This window comes from Pseudomonas multiresinivorans, assembly GCF_012971725.1.
GTDB classification, from domain to species: domain Bacteria; phylum Pseudomonadota; class Gammaproteobacteria; order Pseudomonadales; family Pseudomonadaceae; genus Pseudomonas; species Pseudomonas multiresinivorans.
Map to the genome: position 1 here is coordinate 4557737 of NZ_CP048833.1, position 18236 is coordinate 4575972.

General features: G+C 65.5%; 14 protein-coding genes and 3 tRNA genes. 3 read left to right on the forward strand and 14 right to left on the reverse strand.

The window, feature by feature from the left end; translation table 11 throughout:
• Nucleotides 1-346 precede the first annotated feature (346 nt).
• The 6 genes from pepN to G4G71_RS20675 all read right to left on the reverse strand — a co-directional run bounded on the left by pepN (nucleotide 347) and on the right by G4G71_RS20675 (nucleotide 7279).
• Nucleotides 347-3019, reverse strand: coding sequence for an aminopeptidase N (pepN, locus tag G4G71_RS20650; protein WP_169939793.1), 2673 nt, complete (start codon nucleotides 3017-3019; stop codon nucleotides 347-349).
• Between the two features lie 149 nt (nucleotides 3020-3168).
• Complete coding sequence (locus G4G71_RS20655) at nucleotides 3169-3996, reverse strand: DUF2797 domain-containing protein (RefSeq protein WP_205896245.1); 828 nt, start codon at nucleotides 3994-3996, stop codon at nucleotides 3169-3171.
• Nucleotides 3996-4256: a YeaC family protein gene (locus G4G71_RS20660; RefSeq protein WP_024765109.1), complete on the reverse strand. Its 261-nt coding sequence runs from the start codon at nucleotides 4254-4256 to the stop codon at nucleotides 3996-3998. Before G4G71_RS20660 ends, G4G71_RS20655 begins: the two co-directional genes overlap by 1 nt.
• 292 nt (nucleotides 4257-4548) lie before the next feature.
• Nucleotides 4549-5397 (reverse strand): rhomboid family intramembrane serine protease, encoded by an 849-nt coding sequence (locus G4G71_RS20665; RefSeq protein WP_420826025.1) that lies wholly within the window; start codon nucleotides 5395-5397, stop codon nucleotides 4549-4551.
• 14 nt (nucleotides 5398-5411) lie between these two features.
• The gene (locus tag G4G71_RS20670; protein WP_169939795.1) at nucleotides 5412-6392 is read right to left on the reverse strand and encodes a metallophosphoesterase; all 981 of its coding nucleotides are present in this window, start codon (nucleotides 6390-6392) and stop codon (nucleotides 5412-5414) included.
• The gene (locus tag G4G71_RS20675) at nucleotides 6392-7279 is read right to left on the reverse strand and encodes an NAD(+) kinase (protein ID WP_017519352.1); all 888 of its coding nucleotides are present in this window, start codon (nucleotides 7277-7279) and stop codon (nucleotides 6392-6394) included. Before G4G71_RS20675 ends, G4G71_RS20670 begins: the two co-directional genes overlap by 1 nt.
• Nucleotides 7280-7381: 102 nt before the next feature.
• Between G4G71_RS20675 and G4G71_RS20680 the strand changes: the two genes are divergently transcribed.
• Complete coding sequence (locus G4G71_RS20680; RefSeq protein WP_169939796.1) at nucleotides 7382-8320, forward strand: DUF1853 family protein; 939 nt, start codon at nucleotides 7382-7384, stop codon at nucleotides 8318-8320.
• Here G4G71_RS20680 and G4G71_RS20685 read toward each other — a convergent pair.
• From G4G71_RS20685 to G4G71_RS20695, 3 genes are all read right to left on the reverse strand, one after another.
• Nucleotides 8308-9252, reverse strand: coding sequence for a 1-aminocyclopropane-1-carboxylate deaminase/D-cysteine desulfhydrase (locus G4G71_RS20685; RefSeq protein ID WP_169939797.1), 945 nt, complete (start codon nucleotides 9250-9252; stop codon nucleotides 8308-8310). The two genes, G4G71_RS20680 and G4G71_RS20685, sit on opposite strands and share 13 nt — an antisense overlap.
• A gap of 10 nt (nucleotides 9253-9262) precedes the next feature.
• Nucleotides 9263-10723 carry a coiled-coil domain-containing protein gene (locus G4G71_RS20690; RefSeq protein WP_169939798.1) on the reverse strand — a complete coding sequence of 487 codons (1461 nt, stop codon included), beginning with the start codon at nucleotides 10721-10723 and terminating at the stop codon, nucleotides 9263-9265.
• 270 nt (nucleotides 10724-10993) lie between these two features.
• Entirely contained in the window at nucleotides 10994-13027 is a 2034-nt protein-coding gene (locus G4G71_RS20695) for an NADPH-dependent 2,4-dienoyl-CoA reductase (RefSeq protein WP_169939799.1), read from the reverse strand.
• A gap of 210 nt (nucleotides 13028-13237) precedes the next feature.
• Here G4G71_RS20695 and G4G71_RS20700 point away from each other — a divergent pair, with 210 nt between their 5' ends.
• Both G4G71_RS20700 and G4G71_RS20705 read left to right on the forward strand, forming a co-directional pair.
• Entirely contained in the window at nucleotides 13238-14356 is a 1119-nt protein-coding gene (locus G4G71_RS20700; protein WP_169939800.1) for a carbon-nitrogen hydrolase family protein, read from the forward strand.
• Nucleotides 14353-15390 carry an AraC family transcriptional regulator gene (locus tag G4G71_RS20705; RefSeq protein WP_169939801.1) on the forward strand — a complete coding sequence of 346 codons (1038 nt, stop codon included), beginning with the start codon at nucleotides 14353-14355 and terminating at the stop codon, nucleotides 15388-15390. The genes G4G71_RS20700 and G4G71_RS20705 overlap by 4 nt, the downstream gene beginning before the upstream one ends.
• A gap of 252 nt (nucleotides 15391-15642) precedes the next feature.
• On the opposite strand, the gene G4G71_RS20710 is transcribed toward G4G71_RS20705, so the two are convergent.
• From G4G71_RS20710 to G4G71_RS20730, 5 genes are all read right to left on the reverse strand, one after another.
• Nucleotides 15643-15719, reverse strand: a tRNA-Asp gene (locus G4G71_RS20710).
• Between the two features lie 96 nt (nucleotides 15720-15815).
• Nucleotides 15816-15892 (reverse strand) — tRNA-Asp (locus tag G4G71_RS20715).
• A gap of 15 nt (nucleotides 15893-15907) precedes the next feature.
• Nucleotides 15908-15983: transfer RNA gene (locus G4G71_RS20720), tRNA-Val, on the reverse strand.
• A gap of 272 nt (nucleotides 15984-16255) precedes the next feature.
• The gene (locus tag G4G71_RS20725) at nucleotides 16256-17017 is read right to left on the reverse strand and encodes an SDR family oxidoreductase (RefSeq protein WP_267919113.1); all 762 of its coding nucleotides are present in this window, start codon (nucleotides 17015-17017) and stop codon (nucleotides 16256-16258) included.
• A 2-nt stretch (nucleotides 17018-17019) separates the two neighbouring features.
• Complete coding sequence (locus tag G4G71_RS20730) at nucleotides 17020-18231, reverse strand: O-succinylhomoserine sulfhydrylase (RefSeq protein WP_054909176.1); 1212 nt, start codon at nucleotides 18229-18231, stop codon at nucleotides 17020-17022.
• Nucleotides 18232-18236: the final 5 nt, after the last annotated feature.

Here is an 18236-nt window from a genome sequence, read left to right on the forward strand (position 1 = left end):
ACCCAATGGCCAGGCAAAGGCTAAGCGGGGTCCGCAGTGCAACCCCGGTGCCAAGAGCACCAATAACCGGATTCTGCTTACAAAAAATAAAGATTCAGCGCGCTACTTTTTGTGACTGGTCATTCACTGATCAAATCCGGTGGCCGATTGCGCCATTCGCCGCCCCTGATGGCGCAATCCGCCCCTGAAGGCGCGACGCAGACACTTCGAGCTTTTTGCCTCAATACCGCAAAGCGATAAGAGCGATATCGATTAATTTCGATAGGTAACAAAAAGGTGTTACCAACAAATGTTGGTAACACCTTTTCGACCAGTGCCGGTGCCCGGATCGGGCTCGGCGGAGGGATCAGGCGAGGCTTTTGCTCACCACTTCGTACACATCGCTGGACAGCTCGCCGGACGCCAGAATGCGCTCCAGTTCTGCCTTCATCAGCGCCTGGCGCTCAGGCGCGTATTTGCGCCAGCGGGTCAGCGGCGTCAGCAGGCGCGAGGCGATCTGCGGATTGAGCGCGTTGAGGGTGATGATCTGGTCCGCGAGGAAGCGGTAGCCGGCGCCATCTGCACGGTGGAAGTTGATCGCGTTCTGGTTGGCGAAGGCGCCGATCAGGGCGCGGATCTTGTTCGGGTTCTTCAGTGTGAAGGCCGGATGGCTCATCAGAGCCTGTACGCGCTCCAGCCCGCCCGGCAGGGTGCAGCCGGCCTGGACGCTGAACCACTGATCCATCACCAGCGGGTCATCCTTGAAGTAGTCGGCGAACATCGCCAGCGCCTCGGCCTTCTCCTTGTCGAAGGAAGAGTTGACCAGCACCGCGAGCGCGGTCAGGCGCTCGGTCATGTTGTCGCAATCCTTGTACTGCTCCTGGCAGGCGGCGAGCACTTCGGCCTTGCCGCTCTGGATCAGGTAGGACAGCGCAATGTTCTGCAGGCTGCGGCGGGCAATGTGCGAAGCCTCGGCTACGTAGGCGGTCTCGCGGGACTGCTTGCGGTTGACCTGGTAACGCTCCCACAGCTGTTCGTGCAGCGCCGTGCCGATCTCCTGGCGGGCGAACTCACGGGCCGCGTGGATCGCCTCGACATCAGCCACTTCGCTGATCTCGGTGAGGTAGGCCTCGCTGGGCAGCGAGAGCATCTCGGCGACCATGGCCTGGTCCAGGCCGGTGTCCAGCAGCAGGGTGCGGAAGGCGGTGATCAGACGTTGGTCGAGCACCAGCTTCTCGCCACGCTGATGCTGGCCGATCAATTCCTGCAGAACCTGCACGGACAACTGCTGGCCGGCTTCCCAGCGATTGAAGCCGTCCTCATCAAACTGCATGAGGAACATCAGCTGGTCGCGGTCGTAGGGGAAGCTCAGCTTCACCGGCGCGGAGAAACCACGCAGCAGCGACGGCAACGGCTTCTCGGCGAGGCCGACGAAGGTGAAGGACTGTTCGGCCTCGGTGACCTGCAGCACACGGTCGCTGCCATGGGCGTGTTCTTCGCCCTTGAGGCGCAGCGACAAGGCGTTGCCCAGCTTGTCGATCAGGCCCATCTGCACCGGGATGACGAAGGGCAGCTTCTCGCTCTGCCCCGGCGTCGCCGGGCAGCTCTGGCGGAAGGTCAGGGTGTAGCTCTGCGCGGCAGCGTCATAGCTCTCCTCCACCGCCAGGCGCGGAGTACCGGACTGGCTGTACCAGCGCTTGAACTGGGTCAGGTCGACGCCGTTGGCGTCTTCCATGGCCTTGACGAAATCGTCGCAGGTCACGGCCTGGCCGTCGTGGCGCTCGAAGTACAGGTCGGTGCCCTTGCGGAAGCCATCGGCGCCCAGCAGGGTGTGGATCATGCGGACGACTTCCGAACCCTTCTCGTAGACGGTCAGGGTGTAGAAGTTGGAAATCTCGATGAAGGAATCCGGGCGCACCGGGTGCGCCATCGGGCCGGCGTCCTCGGCGAACTGGTTGGTGCGCAGGAAGGCCACGTCCTCGACGCGCTTGACGGTGCGCGAGTTCATGTCGGCGGAGAACTCGCTGTCGCGGAACACGGTGAAGCCTTCCTTGAGCGACAGCTGGAACCAGTCGCGGCAGGTCACGCGGTTGCCCGACCAGTTGTGGAAGTACTCGTGGGCAACCACGCCTTCGACGCGCTGGTGCGCGGCGTCGGTGGCTGTCTCGGCCTTGGCCAGCACGCAGCTGGAGTTGAAGATGTTGAGGCCCTTGTTCTCCATGGCGCCCATGTTGAAGTCGTTCACCGCGACGATCATGAAGATGTCCAGGTCGTACTCGCGACCGTAGACCTTCTCGTCCCAGCGCATGGAGTTCTTCAGGCTGTCCATGGCGTGCTGGCACTTGTCGATGTTCTCCGGCTCGACATAGATGCGCAGGGTGACTTCGCGCTCGCTCAGGGTGGTGAACTGGTCTTCCACGCACCAGAGGTCACCGGCGACCAGGGCGAACAGGTAGGCCGGCTTCTTGAACGGGTCCTGCCAGGTCGCCCAGTGACGGCCGCCCTCTTCCGAGCCGCTGGCCACCGGATTGCCGTTGGAGAGGAGCACCGGGTACTGGTGTTGCTCGGCCGACAGGGTGGTGGTGAAGCTGCTCATCACGTCCGGGCGGTCGAGGTAGTAGGTGATCTTGCGGAAGCCCTCGGCCTCGCACTGGGTGCAGAACATCTTGCCGGACTTGTACAGGCCTTCCAGCGCGGTGTTGCTTTCCGGGTGGATGCGCACGGTGCTGTCGACGGTGAAGGTCGTCGCCGTCGGCTGCAGGGTCAGGTGGTTCTCATCGAGCTGGTACTGGCCGGCTTCAAGGGCCTGGTCATCCAGCGCCACCGACAGCAGCTCCAGCTGCTGGCCGTCGAGCACCAGGGGCGGCAGGCCGTCGCCCGGAGCGCCGGCCGCACGATCCGGGTTGCGGCGCATCACCAGCTGGGCGTGGACCAGGGTGTGGTCCTCGTACAGCTCGAAGGTCAGGTTGGTCTCGTCGATCAGGTACTCGGGCGCCTGATAATCCTTGAGGTAGATGACTTTCGGTTGCTCGGTACGCATGGCTTTTGGCCCCTTGGCAGGCGGCCGGCGCGGTGGGCCGGCCGGAGGAATCTGGTACTGACTCTAGCGAGCTAGAGCGAAGCGGGCGAGTCGCGCACGCATCTATCCGTAGATGCTTGCCAACAGCCGGAAATTCAATGCAGGTGCGATCAGGCGCTGATGGCCAGCTGGTACGCGGTGAACTTGCGCACGTTGATCACGCCGGTATCGAAGATCAGGTACTGGCCCTTGATACCCTGCAGGGTACCCTCGACCACCGGCGTCTTGTCCAGATCGAAGCTGGTGATCTTGGCCAGGTAGGCTTCCACCGGGTAACTGATCTCGATGGGTTCCATGTCGATCACCGGCTGGATCGCCTGCAGGCCGAAGCGCTGTTGCAGGGCAACGATGCCCTCGGCGCAGGCGTCGAATATCTGTTCGCGAATCGCCACCAGGTCCAGTGGCTCGGCCTCGCCCTTGAGCAGCGCGCGCCAGTTGGTGCGGTCGGTGACCTGGCTGCGCAGCAGGTCTTCGACGAAACCGGACTGCTGGCGGGTCGCCACGCGCATGATCGGCAGCGCCTGGCGCGCGCCCTGGTCGATCCAGCGCGTCGGCACCTGGGTGGCGCGGGTGATACCCACCTTCGCTCCCGAGGAGTTGGCCAGGTAGACCACGTGGTCGGTCATGCAGAAACGCTCGCCCCATTCCGGGTCCCGGCAGGAGCCGTCCTCGAAGTGGCACTTCTCCGGGCTCATGATGCAGCTGTCGCATTGCGCCAACTTGGTGAAGCACGGGTAGCAGTAGCCCTGGGCGAAGCTTTTCTTGGTCTTGCGGCCGCAGTGGCTGCAGAAGATTTCGCCCAGGTATTCCAGGCGCACCGTCCTGCCGATCAGCGGGTTGACCGGGACCTGCGTCTCGCCCAAGCGGAAGGCGTACTGCACAGGGTTTTCCAGGCGCGCCGACATCTTGTCCAGGGCGCCACGTCCAATCTCTTGCATCAGTGCAGGGAGTTGGAGGAGAAGATCATGTTCGGGATCGGCTCAGCGTGGGAGGCGCATTCCTGCGGGCCCATGTAGCCGGTGCGCTGGTCCTCGGGCAGGTTGTCCATCTCCCAGGCGATCATGGCCTGCAGCGACAGCTCCTTCTGCTCCTGGGACAGCTTGCGGCCGTCCGGCCACTTGCCGATTTCCACGGCCAGCTTGAGGCTCTCGTAGATTTCGGGGGTGATGTTCTGGATCATTTCGGCGAAGGACGACATGGGCCGGCTCCTGCAGGGGAAAAACGAAGCGGGCATTCTACCGGGCGAAAGCCTCGCGCGCACGAACGCCGGTCAATCGGTTGCGGCAATGCCTCATGCGCTATTGCCTGGCTGCCTCGACGCGAAGCCTGCCCCTCTCCCCCCGCCCTCTCCCTGAAGGGAGAGGGAGCTATCCGTGCCGGCTGACGCAATGGTTTAAACCTGCATCGAACCAGTCCCCTCTCCCTTCAGGGAGAGGGTTAGGGAGAGGGCGTTCGCCGGTACGAGTTTCCAGATGCAGGCAGCGGCACAGTCAGGCCACGCGACGACGCGCCAGCATTCCACCGATCAAGCCGCTCAGGCAACCTGCCACCAACCCGCCCACATGCGCCCCATTGGCGATGGAGCCGAAGCCGAGCAGGTCGATCACGCCCGAGAGGCACACCAGCAGCCAGATCAGCATCATCGCCACCACGCCCTTGGGCAGGTTGTAGGCCGGCGTCGGCGCCATGCGCTGGAATATCCAGCAGTGTCCGAGCAACCCGTAGAGCACGCCGGACAGCCCGCCGAACAGGCTCGGGCCACTGACGCCGTACTGCACGACGTTGGAGATCAGGCCAAAGCCCAGGCTCAGCCCCAGCAACAGCCACGGCCCCTGGCGGTATTCGATGCGCCGCCCCAGCTCCCAGTACCACATGGCGTTCATCGCCAGGTGCAGCCAGCCGAAGTGGATCAGCATGGGAGTGAACAGGCGCCACCATTGCCCCTGCGCCAGCGAGTCGGACAGCGGATAGAACAGCGCGCGATCCTCGCCGACCAGCTGGAAGTTCTGGAAGGTGAACCAGCGCAGCGTCTCCGGCGAGGTACCCAGCAGGGTGACAGCCGCAACCACGAAGGTCACCAGCAACACCGCCGCCGTCATCCGGCTCATCTTCAGCTGCTGCACGAACCCCGGCCCGCGGCGCTGGGGCTCGGCCTGCACGGTGAATTCCGGGTCACCCTGCGGGTAGCGCTGGTAGAGGCTGCGGACCTGCTCGGCCAACTGCGAATTGGGCACCCAGAGCACCTGTTCGCCGGCCTCCTCACTGACCCGGAACGGCACGTTCAGTCGGCGCAGCAGGCCAACGAACTCCCCCAGATCGACTGCCGCCGGCAACCGCATCGCTTCAATGGCACTCACTCATCGCCCTCCGGACGCTTGACGTCCACCCACACGAACTTGTTGCGGTCCAGCCGCGTTTCCTCGTCCAGCCGGTAGGCCGCGAGCTTGCCGTACATCACCGCGCTGTAGTCCAGGCAGGCGAGGTTCGGGCGGATCGGTGCCGGCGTACCACGCCGCCAGTAGTGGCCGACGAACAGCAGCGGCTCGTCGGCGCCGTAGGTCAGCAGGCGCGACTTCTGCTCCTCGCTCAGGCGTTCGCTGGCCACTTCGTCGGGCAGCGCGTCGGGCTGGAACACGATGTCGCCGTAGGTCTCCGGCGCACGGTCCTCTTCCCAGAACTTGGTGCGGAAAGCCGAGCGGGTGAAGCCGTCGCTGCCAGTCAGGGTCATGCCGTTGGGCAGGCGCATGTCGGTGCCGCGCAGCAGGCGGTCACAGGCCTGCTGGGCAAAGCTGCCGGGCTCGGCACTGGCCTGGAGGAAGGCTTCGTCGATGCGCCCGCTGGAGAACTGCTGGCGCAGCGTGTCAATCACGTCGTGATCCCAGCAGGCGTGGACCATGCGGAAGCGCCCGGCATCGAGGAACAGCGGCATCTCCTGGAACCAGCCGAGGAAGTCGCGCCAGTCCGCCGGGTGGCCCTCGAACTGTTCCAGCGTCTCCTTGATCAGCCGGGCGTGGCGCGGCGTATGCTCGCGCACGTACTGCCGACCGCTGCCTGGCGCGGCGGGTGTGGACCAGCCGAGGGCGTTGAACTCGTGGTTGCCCATGATGCACAGCGCCTCGCCGGCGGCGACCATGTCGTGCACCCGGTGCAGCGCCTCGCGGATGCGCGGGCCGCGGTCGATGATGTCACCGAGGAACAGCGCCTGCCGCCGCGCATGTCGCCAGACGCCACCCTGGGCGCGATAGCCGAGGCGCTCCAGCAGGTGATCGAGGGTGTGCGCGCAGCCGTGGATATCGCCGATCAGGTCATAGCCGCGTGCCGGGTCGAGTTCCATCACTCGCTGCTCCCCAGGCGGCTGCCCCAGCCCAGCTTGGTCCGGCAGACCTCGTAGTAGTTGTGGTCGATGGGATGGATCAGGCGCAGCTTCTGCGGCTTCTTGCTCACCGTGACGGTGTCGCCCGGTGCGCAGGTGAAGTGGTTCTGCCCATCACAGGAAACCTGCGGGTAGATCTGCATGTTCGGCGAGACGACGATCTTCAGCTCGCTGTTGCCGTCCACCACGATGGGCCGGCTCGACAGCATGTGCGGGTACATCGGCACGACCACGATGGCATCCAGCTTGGGATGCATGATCGGCCCGCCGGCGGACAGCGCGTAGGCGGTGGAGCCGGTCGGGGTGGCGACGATCAGGCCGTCGGCCTTCTGGCTGCAGACGAACTGGCCGTCGATGTACAGCTCGAACTCGATCATCCGCGTGGATTTGCCGGGGTGCAGCACCACGTCGTTCAGCGCGTCGCCCTGGCCGATGGACTCGCCATGTCGGCGCACCAGCGCATCGAGCAGGAAGCGGCTCTCGACTATGTACTGGCCGCCAAGCACTTCGGCGACCTTGGTCTCCAGTTCGTCGGGGCGGATATCCGTGAGGAAGCCCAGGCTGCCGCGGTTGATTCCCAGCACCGGCACCTTGTGCCGGGCCAGGGCGCGCGCAGCGCCGAGCATGCTGCCGTCGCCGCCGACCACTATCACCAGGTCGCAGATCTCGCCCATGATCTTCCGCGAGCAGGTCTGCAGGCCGTGGCCCGGCAGGACCTCGGCGATGGTGTCCTCGAGGATCACATGCAGGTGGCGCTCGGTGAGGAACTTCTTCAGCCGACGGATGGTTTCCAGGACCTGGGTGCTGCCCAGGCGGCCGATGATGCCGATATTGCGAAAGGGTTCCATGGGACTCCGGACGGCGTTGCGGGTACTCGAATGCCGGAATTATGGGCGAAAGGCTCAGGCAGCGGCAAACCGCAGCGCGGGCATAACGGCTAGGCTTGGGGCATGACCGACTTCACCGCCCTGCTCGACGAGCTGCTGATCGACCTGCGCCAGCCGCAGGTCCGCGACCTCGCCTGGACGCTGCTGTCCCCGCCCCTGCTGCAACCCGGCAGCCCTGCCCTGCGCCATCCGATCAGCGCCAGTCGCTGGCACGCGCAGCCCTGGCTGCTGGCCGACTGGCTGCGCAGCCAGGAACGCTTGCCGGGCGAACTGCTGGCCCAGCTCGAAGCCGCGCCGCACCAGCGCCTGGGACGCTACTACGAACGCCTCTGGCAGTTCGCCCTGGAACGCGCACCGGATCTGCGCCTGCTCGCCGCCAACCTGCCGGTGCGCGACAACGGCCAGACCCTGGGCGAGCTCGACCTGCTGGTGGAAGACGACGCCGGGCTGCATCACCTGGAACTGGCCATCAAGCTCTACCTCGGCCCCAGCGACGACGGCCCCGACTCCTGGCTCGGGCCGGGGGCCGAGGACCACCTGCTGCGCAAGATCGAGCACTTCTACCAGCACCAATTGCCACTCTCGGCCACCGCGCAAGGGCTGGCCGTGGTCCGCGAGCACAGCGACGCCATACCATCTCCCGGCCTCTGGCTGGGCGGCTACCTGTTCTACTCCTGGCCCACGCCCTGCCCGCCGCCCGCCGGCGCCAGTGACAACCACCAGCGTGGTCGCTGGCTGCACCGACGCGCCTGGCCGGCCTACCAGGCCCAGGACCCGCAGGGTTGGCAGGCGTTGTCGCGCAAGGGCTGGCTCTCCCCGGCCGCCGAGGACGAATGCTGGAGCGCCGAGCGCTTCGCCGCCTGGCTGGAGGAGTTGCCGGAAGACGGCTTCCCGCAAATGCTGGTGCGCATGGAGTTCCGCGAAGGGCGCTGGCGGGAGCAGGAGCGCCTGTTCCTGGTGGGTGACCGCTGGCCGCGGGTGCACAGCGGTTATTCGCGCTGAGTGGCCAGCGCCGTCAGCTTATCGTCCAGCGCTCGACGCCCCTGCAAACCACCGCTGTGGACAGCGACGATACGAGCACCACGATCAATGCGCCCCGCTGCAATCTCATCGTGCAGCGCCAGCAGCAGCTTGCCGGTGTACAGCGGTTCCAGCGGTACGCCGCACTCGGCCTCGGTCGCGAGAATGAAGCGCGCCAGCGTCGCGTCGATCCGTGCAAAACCACCACGGCTGGCGTCGACCAGACGGTAACCGGCATCGGGTACACCGCACGCTCTCAACAGCTCAGGCACCTGCGTTTCGACGCCATGCCCCGGCGGCACCGCCAGGGCACCAACCACGCAATGCTCGCCCTGCTCGCCGAGCACAAGGCCGGCCAGGGTCGTGCCAGTACCACAGGCAACCCAGAGCTGCTGATAGTCCTTCCAGCCCAGGTCGCCGAGCTGCTGGCGAATCACCCCGACCAGGGGTGAGCAACCCTGTGCGCCGGGGAGACCGCCGCCGCCCTCGCCTACCGCGAGCAACTGGGGATAGCGCTCGCGCCAGGGCGTCCAGAAATCGGCTGCGTGGCGCCGGCGATAACCGCCGTAGCCGAGCCAGTGGAGCTGCATGCCGAGCTGGCGCAGGTCTGCCACCGTCGGGTTGTCCTGCTCTTCGCCGCGCAGCAATCCCACGGTTTGGAAACCGAATCGTGCACCCGCCGCCGCGACCGCGTGGAGGTGATTGGAATGGGCGCCGCCCAGGGTGATCACACCGTTCAGGCCGAGATCGGCGGCCTGCTGGAGGTAAGGCGCGAGCTTGAACCACTTGTTGCCGGAGACCAGCGAATCCACCAGATCCAGGCGCAACAACGCCAGCTCGACGCCAGCGCGATCCAGCCATTCCAGGCGAATGCGTTGCAGCGGTGCTTTCGGGCGCCAGTCGGGAAACAGCAAGGCGCCCCGGTCAGCCGTTGGTGACGCTGCGCAGACGGCCGGCGGTCTTGTGCCGGGAGCAGCAGTTGCTGTCGCCTTCGACGAAGCGGCCGGGGGTTTCCACGCGGTCGATGGGCATGGCGCAGCGCTCGCCGTTGGACAGCCGTCCTTCACAGGCGGGTTGCTGGTAATGGGCGAGCCAGCTGCGGTACTGGTCTTCGGCGACGAAGCACTTGGCAGCGGCATAGGCCATGGGGTTTTCCTGGTAACGGGCGACATCCTGCAGCGACAGGGTCAGATGACCGGCGCCCGGATGGTACACCACGAAGATCACCCCCAAGCCGGCCAGGCGCTCCAGCACCGAGCCGTCTACCGCCTTGGCCGACAGTGCGTCGAGCTCCAGGCGCAGGCCTTCGGCGCCCTGCTGCAGCTGCGTGGCAACCTGGCGCAGCTGGGCGGTTTCCTCGCGCAGTTGCTCGGCTTCCTGGCGCAGTTGCTGATTCTCCTGCTGCAGCTGCTGGTCAAGCTCGTTGCGGTAGCCCAACTCGACATCGCGGACGGAAATCTGCTCCTTGTAGCGAGCCTCCAGGCTGGCCATGCGGGCGCGGGACTCTTCCTCGATCTGCAGGCGCAGTTGCTCCAGCTCGTCGCGGCCGCTCTGTTCGATATGGCGAAGCTGCGCAGTCAGCTCCTCGCGGCCACGCTGGAAACCGTTGGCCTGGCCATCCAGTTCGCGGCGCAGGCCGGCATTGATCTCTTCCTCGCGCTTGAGGCCTTCGCGCAGGGCGGCGAGTTCGGCTTGCAACACCTTGACCTGCTCCTGCGCACCGAGCTTCAGGCGGCTGAGCTCCTGCTCGTGCTGCTGGCTGACCTGCGACAGGCGGGCCTCATGCTGGCCAAGCAGCTCAGCGGTCTTCTGCTGGTGTTCCTCGAGCATCGCACGGGCCAGCTTCTCGGCCTCTTCGCGGGACTCTTCGGCGGGCGCATACCACTGGTGCTCGTCGGCCATCTGCAGGCGCGCCAGCTCCACGGCGGCCGGTTCTTCCTCAACCAGCACGCCAAGGTTGTTGCGCTTGATCGATTCCCGCAGTTGCACCAGATGATTCTGGCTCGCGTCCAGGTTCGGGTCCCACAGATGCATCTGATGCCAGGACACCGGGCACTGGCTGCGGCAGGCCAGGCGAATGGGACCAGCGCCCATGTCGGGGCCACGGCCTGCGCGGTCGGCGAGATTGCGCAGCGGCAGGTTCCAGCCGCGGTCGGCCTCGCCCTTCTCGTCGAAGTCCAGATAGAAGAACACCACTGCCTTGACCAGCAGGCGCGGGTTGATCAGCACATAGGCGAGCTGCATCTGCTGATCGGCGTACTCCGGCATCTGCACGACGTTGTCGAGCAGCGCCTCGAATTCGGGATAGAGCATCTCCTTGCAGACGCCACGGTCATTGAAGAAGACCACGGCTTCCACCATTTGAGGCTTCTTCTGCATGCTCATCGATTGACCTCTGGGCCGGTGCGGGAGGAAATCTGGAAAGGAGCTGTCAGAAATACAGCCCACAAACAGCGGGAAAATCCCGACATTCGGGCAAGTCTAGGGGAATTAATGTCGCAGGCAATGTGACTGGGTTGGCACCCGACCCGGCGGTCAGGCCGGGCGGTTAACTGGCTGGATAATTCTGTGACGCGGTTGGATTTCCGGAGCGATATCCGGGCCCGGAAGGGAACTTTTCCGGGCCCGGCTTTGCGACGTGGAACTCAGATCGAATCAGATCTCGGCGGCGAGGCGCGAGCCCTGGTTGATCGCGCGCTTGGCATCCAGCTCGGCGGCCACATCGGCACCGCCGATCAGGTGCACGCTCTGGCCGGCAGCAACCAGGCCGTCATGCAGCTCGCGCAGCGGGTCCTGGCCGGCGCAGACAACCACGGTGTCCACCGGCAGCACCTGCGGCTCGCCGCCGGCGATGCTGATGTGCAGGCCGTCGTTGTCGACCTTGAGGTACTCGACGCTATTGAGCATCTGCACCTGCTTGTTCTTCAGCCCGGTACGGTGGATCCAGCCGGTAGTCTTGCCCAGGCCGTCGCCGACCTTGGACTTCTTGCGCTGCAGCAGGAACACCTGGCGCGCTGCTGCGTGCGGGTGCGCCTGGATGCCGGCGATGCCGCCACGGGCTTCCAGGTTCTCGTCGATGCCCCACTCCTGCCAGAAGGCATGACGGTCCAGGCTGGTGGATTCGCCGGCATGGGTGATGTATTCGGAGACGTCGAAGCCGATGCCGCCGGCGCCGATCACCGCGGCTGTCCTGCCGACCGGCTTGCGCTCGAGGATGGCATCCAGGTAGCTGATCACCTTGGCATTCTCGATGCCCGGAATCGCCGGGGTGCGAGGCACGATGCCGGTGGCCAGGATGATCTCGTCGAAGCCGCCCTTGACCAGATCATCGACACTGACGCGGGTATTCAGGCGCAGATCGACGCCGGTGGTTTCCACCTTGCGCTTGAAGTAGCGCAGGGTCTCGTAGAACTCCTCCTTGCCCGGCACGCGCTTGGCGACGTTGAACTGGCCACCGATCTCGCCGGCGCCGTCGAACAGGGTCACTTCATGGCCACGCTCGGCCGCCACGGTAGCGGCAGACAGGCCAGCGGGGCCGGCGCCCACCACGGCGATCTTCTTCACGTGGGTAGTCGGGATGTAGTTCAGCTCGGTCTCGTGGCAGGCACGCGGGTTCACCAGGCAGCTGGTCAGCTTGCCGCCGAAGGTGTGGTCCAGGCACGCCTGGTTGCAGCCGATGCAGGTATTGATCTCGTCGGCGCGGCCTTCGGCAGCCTTGTTGACGAAGTCCGGGTCGGCGAGGAACGGACGGGCCATGGAGACCATGTCGGCATCGCCTTCGGCCAGTACCTGCTCAGCCACTTCCGGGGTGTTGATGCGGTTGGTGGTGACCAGCGGGATGCCGATCTCGCCGCGCAGCTTGGCGGTGACCTTGGTGAAGGCCGCGCGCGGCACCTTGGTGGCGATGGTCGGGATACGTGCTTCGTGCCAGCCGATGCCGGTGTTGATGATGGTCGCGCCAGCCTTCTCGATGGCCTTGGCCAGCAGGACGATCTCGTCCCAGGTGCTGCCGCCTTCCACCAGGTCGAGCATTGACAGGCGATAGATGATGATGAAGTTCGGGCCGACGGCCTCGCGCACGCGGCGGACGATTTCCACCGGCAGGCGCATGCGGTTCTCGTAGCTGCCACCCCAACGGTCGGTGCGGTGGTTGGTGTGGGCGGCGAGGAACTGGTTGATGAAGTAACCTTCCGAACCCATGATCTCGACGCCGTCATAGCCGGCCACCTGGGCCAGGCTCGAGCAATTGACGAAGTCGGCGATCTGCTTCTCGATGCCCTCTTCATCCAGCTCGCGCGGCTTGAACGGGTTGATCGGCGCCTGAATGGCGCTGGGCGCGACGGACTTGGGGCTGTAGGCGTAGCGGCCGGCGTGGAGGATCTGCATGCAGATCTTGCCGCCCGCCTCGTGCACGGCCTGGGTCACGATCTTGTGCTTCTCGGCTTCTTCCGGCGTGCTCAGCTTGGCTGCACCGGAATAGACGCCACCTTCCTCGTTCGGGCCGATGCCGCCGGTGACCATCAGGCCGACGCCCCCGCGGGCGCGCTCGGCGAAGTAGGCCGCCATGCGCTCGAAGCCCTGGGGCTTTTCTTCCAGGCCGGTGTGCATGGAACCCATCAGGGTGCGGTTGCGCAGGGTGGTAAAGCCCAGGTCCAGCGGCGCGAGCAGGTGCGGATAAGTGGCGGTCATGGTTCCTCCGGCATTCACGATGATGCCGCGCCCTCAGCCTGCGGAACGGCGAGGCATGGGGCGCGGTCGGTATGGGGCAGACTTTAGGCAGCGCACACCCGCTGCTCAATGATCGAAAATGACAAGTTACTGACCAAAGATGACACGCCGTCTTGGCAACGCCCGGCGCAGCCCCTACCCTGTGGTGCACCCCATGAGTACCCGTCCTTTATGCGCAAGCTGATCTTCCTCGTTCTGGTCGTCCTCTTCGCCGGTTATGCCGGCTGGGCGGAGCGTCGCCCGGTGGGCCATTACCTGTCCGACCTGCGCAGTCAGGTGGTACTCAATCAGGGCCAGCCGTCCGAGCGCGGCAACCTGCTGGGCGTGCAACCGGAACTGTTCACCCAGGACTACCAGAGTGCCGAACGCCTGCGTCTGAAATTCCACGCCTACCTGGCCAAGGCCCGCGACGAGGGGCTGATCAACCCGCGTACCGTCGTGGTGTTCCCCGAGCACATCGGCACCTGGCTGGTAGCCGCTGGCGAGAAGCCCGAGGTCTACCAGACCGAGCACCTGACCGAGGCCATGGAATGGATGGCCGCCAGCAACCCGCTGAAACTGGCGCGCGGCTGGCTCGGCGCCAAGGGCGATGACCGCACGGCCGACGCCCTGTTCCGCATGAAGGCGGTGGACATGGCGCATGACTACCAGACACTGTTTGGCGGGCTGGCCAAGGAGTTCGGCGTGACCATCGTCGCCGGGTCCATCGTGCTGCCCAACCCGCGCATCGTCGAAGGGCAGATCCGTACCGGCAACGGCCGCCTCTACAACGTCAGCCAGGTCTTCGGCAGCGACGGCCTGCCGCTGGGCAAGCCGCAGCGTAAACTCTTCCCCATCGACGACGAGAAAGGCTTCACCCGCGGCGGTGATCCCGACGACCTGCAGGTCCTGCAGACCCCGGCCGGGCGCCTGGGCGTGCTGGTCTGCGCCGACAGCTGGTTCCCGGCGAGCTACGAGGCGCTAGCGACGAACAAGCCCGATATCGTTGCCGTGCCGGCTTTCCTCACTGGCAATGGCAACTGGAGCAAGCCCTGGAAGGGCTACAACGGCGCGCCGACACCGAGCGATGTGACGCTCAAGCCTGGCGAACTGACCGAAGGCCAAGCCTGGGAACGCCTGGCCCTGGCCGGCCGCCTCGGCGAAAGCGGCGCCCATGCCGGCATCACCGTGTTCATGCGCGGCCACTTGTGGGACCTGGGCAGCGACGGCCGCAGCCTGGTGGTCAGCGGCGACAGCCACACCCTGGCGCCCGACGGGCCCGGCGCGCGCCTGATCAACCTCTGGCTATGAGCCGCCCGACGATGCGGCTGGGCGACCTGTCGGTGGGCTTTGTCCACAGCCTCGCCGACGCCCTCGCGGAAAGCGGTATAGCGCCGCAGCCACTGCTTCAACAATACGGGCTGGACGCCGCACGCCTGGGCGAACCGGGAGCACGCCTGTCGATCCCGCGCTACATGCGCCTGGGCCATGCGGCCATCCAGCAGAGCGGCAACCCCGCCCTCGGCCTGCGCATGGGTCAACTGAGCCGACCGAGCCAGAGCGGCCTTGCCGGTGTCACCGCCGCGCAAGCGCCCAATCTGCGTGCGGCGGCCCGCGCGCTGATCTGCTTCGAGCCGCTGTACGCACAGAACTACCGCGGCCAGAGCAGCTTCATCGAGGACGCCAGCGGCGCCTGGCTGCGCTTCTACTCCATCAGCCCGTACAACGCCTACAACCGCTTCGTGGTGGATTCGGTGCTGGCCGGCTGGGTGAGCATGCTCGGCAGCATCGGCGCGCAGCCGCTGCGCCCGGAGAAGATCGAGATCGAGTATCCGGCGCCCGCCTGGGCCCCGCGCTTCGAGGAGATGCTGGGTTGCCCGGTGGAGTTCGGTGCGGCGCACAACCAGTTGCGCCTGGACCTGTCGACCCTGGCACGCGGCAACCCGGACCACTGCCCGAGCACCTGGCGGCAGCTGCTGGAAATCTGCGAGAAGGAGCTTGAACAACAGACTCGAACACGCAGCCTGCGCGAGCGCGTCGCCCAGTTGCTGGGGCCGATGCTCAACGGACGCGAGCCGGACCTGGAGGAAGTCGCCGCCCGCCTGAAGCTGCCGACCTGGACGCTACGCCGCAAGCTGGCGGAGGAAGGCACGCAGTTCCGCAGCATCCTCAACGACACCCGTCGCGACCTCGCGATGATCTACATCCGCGACACCGACCTGGCTTTCGGCGAAATCGCCTACCTGCTCGGCTTCGCCTCCGCGGAGGCCTTCCAGCGCGCCTTCAAGCGCTGGAGCGGGCAAACGCCGGGAGAGTTCCGCCGCGCCCAGCGCCACAGCGCCTGATCACATCTCCGTGGCGTCGTCGGCCGGCTCCGGCAGATCCTGTTCCACGGCATGCAGCTCCAGCAGTTCTTCCTGATAGTCGTCCATTGGCTTTTCTCCTGACCGTTCGATCCGGTTTTAGCAAAGACCACGGGAAAAAAGCTAGACGCCAAAGGTGAACGACCTGTGACAGCGTCTTACAGGACAACGTCAGGACTTTTCGGACAGAAACGAAAAAGCCCTCAGGTATCGCTACCTGAGGGCTTTCGAATATGGCGCAGCGGACGGGACTCGAACCCGCGACCCCCGGCGTGACAGGCCGGTATTCTAACCGACTGAACTACCGCTGCGTGTCGGTTGGACTTTCGTCCGGTACAGCAACCTCCTTGCGCCTGGAGTGAATCACTCGACAAGCCGATTCGGGGTAGGAACCAAGGAGGGGGAAATGGCGCAGCGGACGGGACTCGAACCCGCGACCCCCGGCGTGACAGGCCGGTATTCTAACCGACTGAACTACCGCTGCGCGTAACTGCGAGAGTGGTGGGTGATGACGGGATCGAACCGCCGACCCTCTGCTTGTAAGGCAGATGCTCTCCCGGCTGAGCTAATCACCCTTCGTCTCGAAGTGGGGCGCATTCTACAGCCGACGAATCCTAAGTCAATGCCCTGATTGAACTTTTTTTCATTTTCCGGAAAAAAAGTTCGGCGTGCGGTTCGCGACCTCGGTGCGACTCCAGGTTCGTGCGCAAGCTCGCTCCTACAAGAGCGCTCGCGAGGTTGACCCTGTAGGAGCGGGCTTGCTCGCGAACAGCCCTCGCTCGGAGTCGGAGAGCCACAAAAGAAAAAGGGCGACCCGCGGGCCGCCCTCCTCTTCCACACCCGACACTCAGTCGAGGTAGATCATCTTGCGCGTCATGCCGCCGTCGATCACCAGCTCCTGGCCGGTAACGAAACCGGCATCGCCATTGACCAGCCAGGACACTGCCGCAGCGATGTCTTCCACCGTACCGACGCGGCCGACCAGATGCTGATCATGGTCCAGCTCGGTCAGAGGCTCGGCTTCGCGCTCGCGCAGGTCGCGAGCGTCGATCCAGCCGGGGGAAATCGCGTTGACGCGAATCTCCGGACCCAGGCTGCTGGCCAGGGCGTGGGTCAGCGACAGCAACCCGCCCTTGCTCGCCGCATAGGCCTCGGAATTCGGCTCGGACTGGTGCGCGCGGGTGGAAGCGATGTTAACGATGACACCGCTGTGCCCACGCAGATAGGGCGCACAGTGCTTGGCCAGCAGCATCGGCCCCGTGAGATTCACCGCCAGCGTGCGGTTCCACTCGTTCAGGCCCAGGCTTTCGAGCGCCGTATTATGTGGCCGCGCGATAGCGGCATTGCTCACCAGCGCGTCGAGACGACCGAACTGGCCGATCAACTCGGCCACCGCTGCTGCAACCTGCCCTTCATTGGCCACGTCCAGGGCGATGAAGCTGGCGCGCTCGCCGAGCGCTGCGGCCACTTTCGGCCCGCGCTCACGATCGATATCCGCCAGCACCACCTGCCAGCCCTCGGCGACCAGCCAGGCGGCGATGCCCAGGCCGATGCCGTGCGCCGCCCCGGTGACCAGGACGACACGCCCGTTGCCGAGGATGTCAGCCATGCTCACAGTGCCGCCAGGCCTCGCGCCAGATCGGCCTTGATGTCGTCGACATCCTCCAGGCCAACGGCAACGCGGATCAGGTTGTCGCGGATGCCGGCGTTCTCGCGCTCGGCCGGCGAAAGGCGACCGTGGGAGGTGGTAGCCGGGTGGGCGATGGTGGTCTTGGTGTCGCCCAGGTTGGTGGTGATGGAGATCATTCGGGTAGCGTCGATGCAGCGCCACGCCGCGTCCTTGCCACCTTTCACCTCGAAGCTCACCACCGCGCCGAAGCCCTTCTGCTGACGCTTGGCCAGCTCATGCTGCGGATGACTGGGCAGGCCGGAGTAGTAGACGCGCTCGACGCCCGGCTGTTGCTCCAGCCATTCGGCGACTTGCTGGGCCGAGGCACTGTGGGCCTGCATGCGCACACGCAGTGTTTCCAGGCCCTTGATGAAGATCCAGGCGTTGAACGGGCTGAGGGTCGGGCCGGCGGTGCGCAGGAAACCGACGACGGGCTCCATCTGCGCGCGGCGACCAGCCACCACGCCGCCCATGGTGCGGCCCTGGCCGTCGATGTACTTGGTCGCCGAATGGATCACCACATCCGCGCCCAGCTTCAGCGGCTGCTGCAGCGCCGGGGTGCAGAAGCAGTTGTCCACCGCCAGCAGCGCGCCCTTGGCATGGGCGATCTCGGCCAGCGCCGCGATGTCCACCAGCTCGGCCAGCGGATTGGACGGAGATTCGACGAAGAACAGCTTGGTGTTCGGCTTGCAGGCCGCTTCCCAGGCTTTCAGATCGCTCAGCGGCGGGTAGTCGACCTCGATGCCGAAGCGCTTGAAGTACTTCTCGAACAGGCTGATGGTCGAACCGAACACGCTGCGCGAGACCAGCACGTGGTCGCCGGCGCTGCACAGGCTCATCACCAGGGAAAGGATGGCCGACATCCCAGTTGACGTGGCCACCGCCTGCTCGGCGCCTTCCAGCGCGGCAATGCGCTCCTCGAAGGTACGCACCGTCGGGTTGGTGTAGCGCGAATAGACGTTGCCGGGTACTTCGCCGGCAAAACGCGCCGCCGCATCGGCGGCGCTGCGAAACACGTAGCTGGAGGTGGTGAACAGGCCTTCGCCATGCTCGCCTTCCGGGGTGCGACGTTGGCCAGCACGTACCGCCAGAGTGTCGAAACCGACGCCCTCGAGATCGCTGTCCAGCCGGCCGGCTTCCCAATCCTGAGCCATGCCTG

What these genes read in the sequence shown, in the direction of transcription:
- pepN (WP_169939793.1), bottom strand. Translation starts at nt 3,019, where the DNA reads ATGCGTACCGAGCAACCGAAAGTCATCTACCTCAAGGATTATCAGGCG.
- G4G71_RS20655 (WP_205896245.1), bottom strand. Translation starts at nt 3,996, where the DNA reads ATGCAAGAGATTGGACGTGGCGCCCTGGACAAGATGTCGGCGCGCCTG.
- G4G71_RS20660 (WP_024765109.1), bottom strand. Translation starts at nt 4,256, where the DNA reads ATGTCGTCCTTCGCCGAAATGATCCAGAACATCACCCCCGAAATCTAC.
- G4G71_RS20665 (WP_420826025.1), bottom strand. Translation starts at nt 5,397, where the DNA reads ATGCGGTTGCCGGCGGCAGTCGATCTGGGGGAGTTCGTTGGCCTGCTG.
- G4G71_RS20670 (WP_169939795.1), bottom strand. Translation starts at nt 6,392, where the DNA reads ATGGAACTCGACCCGGCACGCGGCTATGACCTGATCGGCGATATCCAC.
- G4G71_RS20675 (WP_017519352.1), bottom strand. Translation starts at nt 7,279, where the DNA reads ATGGAACCCTTTCGCAATATCGGCATCATCGGCCGCCTGGGCAGCACC.
- G4G71_RS20680 (WP_169939796.1), top strand. Translation starts at nt 7,382, where the DNA reads ATGACCGACTTCACCGCCCTGCTCGACGAGCTGCTGATCGACCTGCGC.
- G4G71_RS20690 (WP_169939798.1), bottom strand. Translation starts at nt 10,723, where the DNA reads ATGAGCATGCAGAAGAAGCCTCAAATGGTGGAAGCCGTGGTCTTCTTC.
- G4G71_RS20695 (WP_169939799.1), bottom strand. Translation starts at nt 13,027, where the DNA reads ATGACCGCCACTTATCCGCACCTGCTCGCGCCGCTGGACCTGGGCTTT.
- G4G71_RS20700 (WP_169939800.1), top strand. Translation starts at nt 13,238, where the DNA reads ATGCGCAAGCTGATCTTCCTCGTTCTGGTCGTCCTCTTCGCCGGTTAT.
- G4G71_RS20705 (WP_169939801.1), top strand. Translation starts at nt 14,353, where the DNA reads ATGAGCCGCCCGACGATGCGGCTGGGCGACCTGTCGGTGGGCTTTGTC.
- G4G71_RS20725 (WP_267919113.1), bottom strand. Translation starts at nt 17,017, where the DNA reads ATGGCTGACATCCTCGGCAACGGGCGTGTCGTCCTGGTCACCGGGGCG.
- G4G71_RS20730 (WP_054909176.1), bottom strand. Translation starts at nt 18,231, where the DNA reads ATGGCTCAGGATTGGGAAGCCGGCCGGCTGGACAGCGATCTCGAGGGC.